At 74.4% G+C, this 10,098-nt stretch carries 10 protein-coding genes and 1 pseudogene; 4 read left to right on the forward strand and 7 right to left on the reverse strand.

The window, feature by feature from the left end; genetic code table 11:
- Together ssd and FRAQA3DRAFT_RS24490 are read right to left on the reverse strand one after the other, a co-directional pair.
- Positions 1–1,023: septum site-determining protein Ssd (gene ssd, locus FRAQA3DRAFT_RS36300; protein ID WP_009741737.1), on the reverse strand; the 1,023-nt coding region annotated here is incomplete at its 3' end.
- Positions 1,024–1,455: 432 nt separating this feature from the next.
- A complete protein-coding gene (locus tag FRAQA3DRAFT_RS24490) occupies positions 1,456–2,487 on the reverse strand; it encodes a hypothetical protein (protein ID WP_009741738.1) in 1,032 nt (343 codons plus the stop codon).
- Positions 2,488–2,772: 285 nt separating this feature from the next.
- Here FRAQA3DRAFT_RS24490 and FRAQA3DRAFT_RS24495 point away from each other — a divergent pair, with 285 nt between their 5' ends.
- Both FRAQA3DRAFT_RS24495 and FRAQA3DRAFT_RS24500 read left to right on the forward strand, forming a co-directional pair.
- A complete protein-coding gene (locus tag FRAQA3DRAFT_RS24495; protein ID WP_009741739.1) occupies positions 2,773–3,288 on the forward strand; it encodes a phage holin family protein in 516 nt (171 codons plus the stop codon).
- A gap of 131 nt (positions 3,289–3,419) precedes the next feature.
- Positions 3,420–4,334 (forward strand): alpha/beta fold hydrolase, encoded by a 915-nt coding sequence (locus tag FRAQA3DRAFT_RS24500; RefSeq protein ID WP_009741740.1) that lies wholly within the window; start codon positions 3,420–3,422, stop codon positions 4,332–4,334.
- 72 nt (positions 4,335–4,406) lie between these two features.
- Here FRAQA3DRAFT_RS24500 and FRAQA3DRAFT_RS24505 read toward each other — a convergent pair whose 3' ends face one another.
- From FRAQA3DRAFT_RS24505 to nth, 4 genes are read right to left on the reverse strand one after another with little or no spacing between them, the layout of a single operon-like run.
- Complete coding sequence (locus tag FRAQA3DRAFT_RS24505; protein ID WP_009741741.1) at positions 4,407–5,591, reverse strand: MarP family serine protease; 1,185 nt, start codon at positions 5,589–5,591, stop codon at positions 4,407–4,409.
- Between the two features lie 18 nt (positions 5,592–5,609).
- The gene (locus FRAQA3DRAFT_RS24510) at positions 5,610–6,074 is read right to left on the reverse strand and encodes a plastocyanin/azurin family copper-binding protein (protein ID WP_009741742.1); all 465 of its coding nucleotides are present in this window, start codon (positions 6,072–6,074) and stop codon (positions 5,610–5,612) included.
- 37 nt (positions 6,075–6,111) lie between these two features.
- The gene (locus FRAQA3DRAFT_RS37610; protein WP_232291740.1) at positions 6,112–7,158 is read right to left on the reverse strand and encodes a CoA pyrophosphatase; all 1,047 of its coding nucleotides are present in this window, start codon (positions 7,156–7,158) and stop codon (positions 6,112–6,114) included.
- A 5-nt stretch (positions 7,159–7,163) separates the two neighbouring features.
- Entirely contained in the window at positions 7,164–7,898 is a 735-nt protein-coding gene (gene nth / locus FRAQA3DRAFT_RS24520) for an endonuclease III (RefSeq protein ID WP_009741744.1), read from the reverse strand.
- Positions 7,899–8,042: 144 nt separating this feature from the next.
- Here nth and FRAQA3DRAFT_RS24525 point away from each other — a divergent pair, with 144 nt between their 5' ends.
- Complete coding sequence (locus FRAQA3DRAFT_RS24525; protein WP_009741745.1) at positions 8,043–8,279, forward strand: hypothetical protein; 237 nt, start codon at positions 8,043–8,045, stop codon at positions 8,277–8,279.
- Positions 8,280–8,835: 556 nt separating this feature from the next.
- Complete coding sequence (locus FRAQA3DRAFT_RS24530) at positions 8,836–9,525, forward strand: Crp/Fnr family transcriptional regulator (protein ID WP_035923438.1); 690 nt, start codon at positions 8,836–8,838, stop codon at positions 9,523–9,525.
- A gap of 354 nt (positions 9,526–9,879) precedes the next feature.
- Here FRAQA3DRAFT_RS24530 and FRAQA3DRAFT_RS37615 read toward each other — a convergent pair.
- Positions 9,880–10,098: pseudogene (locus FRAQA3DRAFT_RS37615) on the reverse strand (hypothetical protein); the annotation flags it as partial.

Consider the following 10,098-nt stretch of genomic DNA (forward strand, 5'->3'; position numbering starts at 1 on the left):
GGCCAGCGGCACCCCGAGCATCTCGCTGACCATCGCGGGGTCGAGCCTGGCCGACGGGCGCTGCCGCACGACCGCGCGTACGTCCGAGCACCGTCGCCCGGCCGCCGCGCAGACACGCTCGGCAGCCATCACGGACGCCAGATCCGCCCGCAGCACCACCAGCGCCGTCCGGCAGGAGCTGAGCGCGAGGGCAGCGGCCGGGTCCTGCTGCCAGGGCAGATCGACGACCACCAGGTCCGACGTGGACCGGGCTGTCGACAGCAGTGTGGCCATCGGTCCCACCGGCACGTCGGGCCCGACGCCGAGATCCCAGGAGACCACCGCCAGCTCGCCCCGCCGCGCCACCAGCCCCGGCCAGGAAGGGGCCGCGCCCCCGCCGAGCGGGTCCGGAGGCGCTCCGTCCGGCGGGGGGAAGGGGTTCGTCGGCCGCTGGCCGGTGCCGCCCGGCGGGGGATCACCCGCGGCAGGCAGGAGCCGCGCCAACCCGGGCGCCACCCCGCTGCCCCGCGGGTCGGCGTCGATCAGCATCGTGTGCAGACCGTGGCGCAGGCCCGACAGGGCCAGCGAGACGGCCAGCGTCGATGCGCCGCTGCCGCGCCGGCCGGCGACCACCCCGATCGTCACCGAGCCGCGCAGGCCGAGCCCGTCGAGATCGCTGAAGGCGTCGATCAGCCAGGGCTCGGCCTCGGGCAGGAAAATCACGTGATCGGCGCCGATGCGGGCGCCGGCGGACCATACTCGGCCGTCCTCGACGTGACCGCCGATCAGGACCACGTGCGGGCGCAGCGGCAGGCCGGCGGCGATGCACGCCTCGGCGCGGTCCATGCCGACGACGACCAGTGGCGCCGCCGCCCAGGCGCGGCGTAGCGCGCCCGGCTCGGTGGCGACGGTCGTCGTGACGCCGGCGGCCGCGGCCAGGCGAAGGAGGTCGTCGAGCAGGTCCGGGACGCCGGTCACGACGAGCGGCCGCGCCTCGCGGCCGTGGCCGTCCGCAGCGGTCAGCAGGGGCAGGGCGGGGGACATAGTGGGCTCGTTTCCCGGTCGGGTGGGGAGGACGTGGCCCACCATGCGCCGAACGGACCCTGTGGATGAGCGCTCTCCACAGGGCTCCGCTGTGCTGTCATGGAGGTTTGGCCTGTTACCGAGGAGCTCGCGACGTTGCTGCCCGGGGCCGCGCCGGTCCGTGGCCGCGGGGACGCGGAGGGGACCGACGGCAGAAAGGGGAGGCGACCCCCCGCAGGGGGGAAGGCGGGGGATCGTCTCGGACGAGGCCGGTAAAGGGCTGCCCGTCTCAGACCGGGTCCTACGACCTTATGGTCGCCAGGTCTGACATGTCCGGGGATACCCGAGCGTGCCTGCCGTGAAACCAGGCGTTACGCGGATTCTGGGCATGGCGACCGAGCGCAGGACGCATCACCCGCACGGGGGTCACGCCGGGAGACCGCGGGCGGCGGATCAGGCGCGGCCGAGGGCCTCGCAGACGGCCAGCGACTCCCGGGCGGCCAGTTCGAGGGCCCTCGCGCAGTGCAGCACCCAGGCCGAGACCCCCTGCGCCCCACCGCCCACGTAGGCGGCGGCGGCGTCGCGGTATCCGAGGACCGGCGTCCCGGGGCCGTCGTTCGGGTCGACTTCCAGATGCCCGACGTCGGTGGCGGTCAGCGCCTTGGGGTCCAGGCCCCGGCTGATGAGGACCAGCCGGGCGGCGGCGCGGGCGATGACGCCGTCCAGCGCACCGAACGGCCGCAGGGCCAGCAGCTCCCCGTGCACCACGGCGGCCACCACGACGGCCGGCGCGGTGGTCGGGGCGACGAGCAGCCCGGTCAGGCCATCCAGCCGTACGGAGGTCTCGACCGAAGGGGGGGGTGGACCGAGTCGCAGCGGGTCGAGCAGCTCGCGGGTTCCCGCGTCGGCACGCGGCCGGCCAAGCACGTCGTCGGGCAGGTAGCCGCGGCCCAACAGGACGTGCATCCGCGCGAGGGCCTGCCGGGGCGCCCGCTCCCAGGCCGGCGCGAGCACCCCGAGCTCGGCGTAAAGCCGGACCGTCCCCAGCACGACGGGGGAGGGCAGGTCGGGGGAGGGCACGGCGAGGGAGAGCAGGTCGGGCGAGAGCGGATCGGCCGGACTGTCGCCGCCGACCGGCAGTGCCGTCTGCGCGGCCCCGTCCGGTGCCGCCGGGTCCTCGCCCGCCGAGGTGGGCCGCGCGTCGGTGCCATCGCCGGCGAGGTAGCCGCGTAGCCCGTCCAGGCTGATCTCATGGCCTTCCAGAGCGGCCGAGGCGCGGGCCGCCCGCAGGGACGCCTCCGCGGTCACCTCGGCGCTCTGCCGGCGCAGGATGCGGTGCCGCAGCAGCGCGTCGACGGCCGCGCGGGCGCTGTCCGCCGCCTCGCGCACGCCGGGCAGGGCAGCGACTCGGGCGAGCGGGTCGGCGGCGAGGACTGATCCGGACGGGCGGGGGTTCACGGTTGGCACGGTACCCGTCCGCGCCATCCGAAGTCGGTGCTCAGCCGCCCGTCGGAGGCGTCACACGAGCACAGCCGCGTCGTTCTCCCCCTGGGAGCCTCCGTCCGGGGGAGACTGCGCATCAGGAACAGGGGGCGGCGGACCGTGCCGGTTCGCCGGGAGGTGCGTCGGCGGTGTGACTCCGAGGGGTCCGGGCCGGGTGTCTCCGGTCGGTCTCCCGGTCCGCCGTCGGCGCGGACCACCCTGGGCGGGGCGATGGGCCTCGCGTCCCGACCACACCGGTCGGGACGCGGGCCAGAGGGAGGACGAAGAGTGTCGACTACTGCCGGAAAGGCTCGCAACGGCCGGGAGCCCTCGCTGGGCGAGCTGGTGGCGCTGGCCACCCGTGACGTCTCGCTGCTTGTCCGTCAGGAGATCAACCTCGCCAAGGCCGAGATGACGCGGCAGGCCGTTTCGGCCGCGCTCGGGGTGGGCTGCCTCGCGGTGGCGGCCGGGCTCGGGCTCTGCGCACTGATCGCCGTCACGATCTTCCTGGGTGAACTGATCACCTGGGCCGGCGTCGAGCGGTTCTGGTCGTACCTGCTCACCGCGGCGGCGTACCTGGTGGTCGCGGGGATGCTGGCGTTGTTCGCGGTCCGCAGGTTCCGCCGGCTCTCCCCGCCCGAACGGACCATCCAGACCGTCCGGGACGACATCTCCTGGCTGCGCAATCCCACCGCGCCGCCGGCATCATCGGCGACACCGGCATCCCCGCCGAAAGCGGCGCCCGGGGCGGCCTCGGTGGGCCCTGACGGGGCGGTGCTGACCTCGCACCACCCCCAGCCCTGATCGCTGGTTCGGACAGGTCGCAGGGGCACCACGGGGGAGCCGCCGCGGCGTGCCGCCGGCCCGATCACACCCCGTCCTGACCGGCCCACCGCCGGCCCGCGTTGGGCGGAGGTCTGCCATCCTGGCAGGCGATGGAGGACACCGTTCCCGAGCCCGCCAGCGTCCTGATCGACGGGCCGTGGCGGCATCGGGACGTGTCCGCCAACGGCACCCGGCTGCACGTCGCGGAGCTCGGCCGCGGCCCGCTGGTCCTGCTGCTGCACGGCTTCCCGCAGTTCTGGTGGGCCTGGCGCCACCAGCTCACCGCGCTGTCCGCGGCGGGCTACCGCGCCGTCGCCCCGGACCTGCGCGGCTACGGGGCGAGCGACAAGCCACCGCGAGGCTACGACGCGTTCACCCTCTCGGACGACGTGGCCGGCCTCATCCGGGCGCTCGGCGAGCAGGACGCGGTCATCGTCGGCCACGACTGGGGCGGCCTGCTCGGCTGGACGACGGCGACCCGCCATCCGATGGTCGTCCGCCGCCTCGCCGTCCTGGCGATGCCACACCCGCAGCGGCTGCGTCACCAGATCGCGGTGGACCCGCGGGGCCAGGGCGCGGCGAGCCGCTACATGGCGGGCTTCCAGCTGCCGTGGCGCCCCGAACGGGCTCTGGTCGCCAGGGATGCCGCTCGCGTCGCGGCCCTCCTGCGCACATGGGGAGGTCCCGGGTATCCCGACGTCGAGGCGGAGCGGCGCTACCGCTCGGCGATGCGTATCCCCGGCGTGGCGCACAGCTCCCTGGAGTACCACCGGTGGGTGTTCCGCTCGTTGTTCCGGCCGGACGGCGCGCGGTTCGCCAGTGTGTTGCGGCGGTCCCTGCACGTCGACACGCTGCAGATCCACGGCGCGGCCGATCGCTGCTTCCTGCCGTCCACCGCCCAGGGGTCCGGTCGCTACGTCAGCGGTCCCTACACCTGGAAGCTGCACGGCGAGGTCGGGCACTTCCCCCACGAGGAGGTCCCGGACCTCGTCAACGCCGAGCTGCTCGCCTGGCTCGGCTCCTGACCACCGCCGCGGCCCCCGGCAGCCGACCGGGCCTCGCCTCGGCTGCCCGGTCGGCGTAACCGGGGCGGCCCGTCAGTCGCAGCCCTGCGTGCTGACCGGCGTCACCGCGACGCTGCCGACCGCGGCGGGCTGTGCGACCTCGGCGGCGCTGAGCACGTACCCGGTGTCGTCGTCGCCGATGGCCGCGGCGAACACCACGCCGAGCACGGTCCCGTCCGGGGCGAGCAGCGGGCCGCCCGAGTTCCCGGGCAGCACCTGGCCGCGAACGGCATAGATGTCGCGCACCACGGTGCCGTGCTCGTAGATGTTCGCCGCCCGGGCCCGCTGATGGTTACGGACGCGGGCGGCCACGGTGGTGTAGGGCCCGTCCTGGGGATACCCGGCGATGACCGCCGGCTCCTCGGCCGTGGCCGGCGGGCTGGCCCGCATCCGCAGGGGCGGGCGCTGCAGGTCCGGCACCCGCAGCACGGCGACGTCGCGATCCGGGTCGAACACCACGACCTCGGCCGGCAGGGTGCCGGTGGACAGCACGACCGTCGGGTGGCGGACCCCGGCGACGACGTGCGCGTTGGTCATGACCCGCTGGGGGGCGATCACGAAGCCGGATCCCTCGACCTGCTGGTCGCAGGCTCGGGCGACGCCGCGGATCTTCACGATGCTCGCCGCCGCGGCCTGCACCCCGGCGGCCTGGGTGGTGGCCGGGTCCGGTGGCCCGGCCGCGATGATCCGCTCGCCGCCGAAGCCGGCGAAGACCTCCGGGAAGGCCTTGTCGTCGGTGATCTGGCGCAGGTCGGCGAAGGTCTCGCGGACGTCGTCCGGCATGCCGGCGTCCACCGCCGCGAGCACGTGGGAGTCGTGGACGGACCGGGCGAGTGACTCGAAGGGGGAGCGGTCGACGGCGTTCGCGAGCAGCCAGGCGATGAGCAGCACTGACACGCCGGAGAGCACCGCCCCGGCGGCGGCGTCGACGGCCCGCCCGGGCCGCCAGGTCAACCGGTCGCGCAGCGCGACGCCGATCGCCGTGCCGGCGACCTGGCCGACCAGAGCGAGCCCGAGCACGACGAGCAGACCGACCAGCGCGCCGTGGCTCTCCTGACCGATCAGCTCGGTGAACGGTTTCGCGATCTTCGCGCCGAGCACGCCGCCGCCCAGGAAGCCGACGAACGACAGGGCGCCCACCAGGAAACCCTGCCGATAGCCGGAGACCGCGAACAGGATGACGAGCAACAGCAGGACGACGTCGAGCACATTGGGCACGGCTGGGTCGGCCCGGACTCAGGTGATCTTCAGTGTGGCCGCCATGTTGGGATGCAGGGTACAGACCACCGGATAGTCTCCCGGATCCGTCACGGTGAAGGTGACGCTCTGCGACTCACCGGCGGAGACGATGCTCGTGTGGGCGGCCGGGATGCGCGGGACGACGAAGTTGTGCGGCGGCGAGCCCTGCGCGACGGAGAAGTCGACGCGGATCTTCCCGGGTTTCGCCACCAGCTGCGTGGCGGAGAACTTCATGCTCGGCAGGCCGGTGACGGCGAACACCTGGACGCCGTCCGCGCCCTGGGCGGCGCTGAGCGTGGGGCCGGCGGACGGGCTGTCGCCACCGTCGCCGCCGCAGCCCGCCACGCCCAGCAGCACGGCGAGGACCAGCCCGAGCAGCGCGGCCGCGCGGGACGCTCGCCGGTGGGGCGAGCGCTTCTCCGCCGGGCGGGCCGCCTGGTCGCGGTCCGCGGTGCAGGTCATCGGTGGTGCCTCTCGTGTCGGGGCGCGCTCGGCCGGCTCAGGGTGTGCTCGGCGAGCGTCGCCGCTGGGGCGGTGGGGACGCCGCGGGAGGAACTGCCCGTGGGAGCGGGTAATCCACCACCGCCGAGTCGTTCCACGGGCGCTCCCATCCTCCCAGCCGCAGCAGGATGTCGAGGATGCCGGCAGTGAAGCCCCAGACCAGCATCCCGTGTACCTGGAACGCCGGACTGAGTAGGCCGCCCTGGGCGTAGCGCAGCATGACCCGGTTGGCCGGGTCGGCGAGTTCGGCCAGCGGCACCCGGGAGACGAACGACGTCTCTGCGAGGTCGACGGGCGCGACCGCGCACGGGGTGTGCCACCAGGCGAGCACCGGGGTGACGAGGTAGTGGCTGGCCTGCAGGTAGAGCGGCGAGGCGACGGCGAGCACCTCGACTCCGGCCGGGTCGAGGCCGACTTCCTCCGCGGCCTCCCGCAGGGCGGTGTCGACCCGGGTGGCGTCCGTGGCGTCCGCGGCGCCGCCGGGGAACGCGGGCTGGCTCGCGTGGCTGCGCAGCTCGGCCGACCGTTCGAGCAGCAGTACGTCCGGTCCGTGCGGGCCATCGCCGAACAGGATCAGCACGGCCGCCGGCCGGGCGTCGGCGGCGCGCGGGCCGGGGCGGGTGCGGCCGGTCACCAGCGCCTCCCCGAGCTGGCCGGCGAGCGTGCGCAGCCACGCCGGCGGCGGGGACGCCTCCGCGGCGGCATCGCCCAGATTGCCTACGCCCGTCGCGCCCCCACCGGCGGGCGTGGCATCGGCTGGGGCCACGTCGGCTGGTGTGGTGTCGGCTGGTGGGGTGTCGGCTGGTGTGGTGTCGGCTGGTGTGGTGTCGGCTGGTGTGGTGTCGGCGTGAGCGGTGTCGGCGGGGCCCGATGGGCGCGGCACCGCGGGCGGGTGGGCGATCTCCGCGGGGCGGGCGACCTCGACGGGACTGGCGACCTCGGCCGGGGGGGCGATCCTGGGGGGCGGGGCGGCACCCGGCGGTACCGTCGCGTCCGCGGGAACGGGGGAAGGCGCGTCGGAGGAAGCGGGGGAAGGTGTGGACATCTCCTTCACCGCAAGGCTTCGATGTCGCCGCGTGTTCCCCGCACGAGCTTGGCGGCCTCGCCCGGTTCCGTGGGGCCGAGCCCGAACGACGGGCACAGCCGAGCCAGGGCGCAGGCGCCGCACGCCGGTCGGCGGGAGTGGCAGAAGCGGCGCCCGTGGAAGATCATCCGATCGGAGGCGATGGTCCAGTCCCGGCGCTCGATGAGCGCGGCGAGATCGGTCTCGACGCGGACCGGATCGGTCTCGGTGGTCAGCCCGAAACGGCGCGACAGCCGCCCGACGTGGGTGTCCACGGTGATGCCCGGGGTGTCGAACGCGTGGCCCAGGACGACGTTCGCCGTCTTGCGGCCCACGCCGGGCAGGGCGGTCAGTTCCTCGAGCGTGCGGGGGACCTGGTCGCCGAAGCGTTCGCTGAGCGCCGCGCCGATGCCGATCAGCGAGTTCGCCTTGGCGCGGAAGAACCCGGTCGGCCGCAGCAGGGTCTCGAGCTCGGCCCGGTCGGCCGCCGCATAGTCCGCCGCCGTCCGATACCGGGCGAACACCGCCGGAGTGACCTCGTTGACTTTCTTGTCGGTGCACTGGGCGGACAGCACCGTGGCGACCAGCAGCTCGAGAGCGTTGTCGAAGTGCAACGCGATGCGGGCATCAGGGTGGATCTCGCCCAGCAGGCGCACGATCCGCCGAGCCCGCCGGGTCCTCGCGAGCGGTGTCTCGGTCGCGGTGTCGACGGCGGCGGGCATGTCCCGCAGCGTATCCGCCGGCCGATCCGGCTCGGTTGGCACCGGTGGGCGTGCCGTGTGGTCATGAGGCGTCGGCTAACCGACGCGCGACACACCTACCCCCGGTGCGTCTGACGATCGCTCGTCGGCCACCATGGGGGAGTCATGTTTGTCATTGCCGCGATCTTCTTTCCTCTGGTGCTCCTCGGTCTTCTCCTGGCGATGGAACGGGTGGAACGCCCGTTGAACGCCGCCGACACAGGCAAGGGCCTGGAGGGCTTCCTCGACAACGCCCAACCGGACGAGGTCGACACCTTCGTCCAACAGGGCCTGCCCGCCGCGCTCGAGCGGTACCGCCGCCGGCTGCGCCGACCGTCGCCCGGCAAGCATCGGGCGGCCTGATGCCCTGGCGGTCCACTTACCGCTCATCCGGGGTCGGGCAGATGGTCGGCCCCGGCTTATACCACATGTCGCCCGCTGTGCGCCATCAACGGTCCGGGTATGGGTGCGCGGCGGGCGGCGCGGCCGACGGTTATCCCGCCCGTTTCCCCGCATTTTTCCCGCATTCGAGCGTTGCCGCAGGTGGCAGGTTCGGGCGGCGGGCAATGAAGGGAAACGGCACCGGGCGGCTCGCCCCGCGGGACCCCGGGCGATGGCCCTGGCCGAGCCCGGCCGTTCGGCCAGATGGCAGGGGCGGGTCCATCGGCCCGTCGACGGCCGGGCCGATCGACCTGGTGCCCACCTGGCCCGTCCGGGCGAGACGGCTCCCGCGGGCCGTGGCGGGGCCCGGGAGGGGGGATTAAAACACCCGGACGTGCCATCCGGAAGTGCCTGATCAAGGGCGGATTCTCGCGAACGGCGCACGGTCGGTCGCTCCACGTTCACATGCAGGGTGCAATTTGATTGCTGGGGGTCCCTGCTCGTGCCCTCCATCGATAGTCCTGGCATGCTCAGGACCGTGGAGGATCTGCTTGCCCGCGTACCGCTGTTCGTCGGGCTCTCCGAGCAGGACCGGCTGGCCCTCTCCGACCATCTTGATCGGCAGGACGTCACCCGCGGGGACGTGCTGTTCCGTGAAGGAGATGTCGGCGACCGGGTCTTCGTTGTCCTGTCCGGAAAGGTGAAGATAGGGCGTCAGTCGGCCGACGGCCGGGAGAACCTGCTGTCCGTAATGGGTCCTGGTGACCTCTTCGGGGAGCTTTCGTTGTTCGATCCCGGCCCACGCACGGCTACCGCGACCGCGGTCACGGACGCGTCGTTGCTGTCGCTGGAGCACACCGCGCTGCGGCCCTGGCTGCGTTCCCGCCCCGAGGCGGGCGCAATGCTGCTGCGCGTGCTTGCCCGTCGGCTCCGTCGCACCAATGACAACGTCGCGGACATGGTGTTCACGGACGTTCCGGGTCGGGTGGCGAAAGCCCTGCTCGACCTGGCGGAGCGGTTCGGTGAGCCGGCGCAGCCCGGTAACGAGGCGGCCGGTGTCCGGGTCGAGCACGGGCTTACCCAGGAGGAACTGGCCCAGCTGGTCGGCGCCTCCCGGGAGACGGTGAACAAGGCGCTCGCCGACTTCGCGACCCGCGGTTGGCTGCGCCTGGACTCCCGCGCCGTCGTGCTGCTCGACCGCGAACGGCTGTCCCGCCGAGCCCGCTAGCCCCGGCGCTCGTCGCGCACCGTCCCGGTGCCAGCCCGGACGGCCCGCAGGCCCGTACGCCCAGCCGTCGCCCGCTCAGCCAGACGCCCGCGCCATGCGGCACGCCCGCGCCCAGCCGAACAGCCGTACCTTCGCGCCCCGCTAGACGCCCGCACCCGGTGCCGGCGGGCGGGTCGCCCCCGATGGACGACCCGCCCGCCGGCCCCCTGACATCGCCGCGCCGGGCCGGCCTGACCACGGCGGCTCCGGCGCAGTACCCACCGGGCGCCGTGAGTGCCTCGCCGCGCCCGCGGGTCAGCCGGCGTGGCCGCGGGTCAGCCGGGGCGCCCGCAGGTTAGCCGGGGCGCCCGCAGGTTAGCCGGCGCTGCCTGCGACCACGGCCGAGGGGGACGCGGCCCGGGTGTGGCCGGCGTCCGCTGCCGGCTCCTGCCGTGGTCGGTCCTCCGCCGCGCCCGGTTGCGCCGTGCGCCGCGACCGGGCGTCGGTCGCGGCCGGGATGCCGAGAGCCGGGTCGCCGACGGGGCCTCCGTCGCCGGCCGGTCCACCGCTGCCCGCGGGGCCGCCGGCGCCGGC

It is taken from the genome of Frankia sp. QA3 (genome assembly GCF_000262465.1).
Classification (GTDB): Bacteria; Actinomycetota; Actinomycetes; order Frankiales; family Frankiaceae; genus Frankia.

Coding starts and splice junctions, on each gene's coding strand:
- FRAQA3DRAFT_RS24525 (WP_009741745.1), top strand. CDS start 8,043: ATGTTTGTCATTGCCGCGATCTTCTTTCCTCTGGTGCTCCTCGGTCTT.
- FRAQA3DRAFT_RS37610 (WP_232291740.1), bottom strand. CDS start 7,158: ATGTCCACACCTTCCCCCGCTTCCTCCGACGCGCCTTCCCCCGTTCCC.
- FRAQA3DRAFT_RS24510 (WP_009741742.1), bottom strand. CDS start 6,074: ATGACCTGCACCGCGGACCGCGACCAGGCGGCCCGCCCGGCGGAGAAG.
- FRAQA3DRAFT_RS24490 (WP_009741738.1), bottom strand. CDS start 2,487: ATGGCGCGGACGGGTACCGTGCCAACCGTGAACCCCCGCCCGTCCGGA.
- FRAQA3DRAFT_RS24500 (WP_009741740.1), top strand. CDS start 3,420: ATGGAGGACACCGTTCCCGAGCCCGCCAGCGTCCTGATCGACGGGCCG.
- nth (WP_009741744.1), bottom strand. CDS start 7,898: ATGCCCGCCGCCGTCGACACCGCGACCGAGACACCGCTCGCGAGGACC.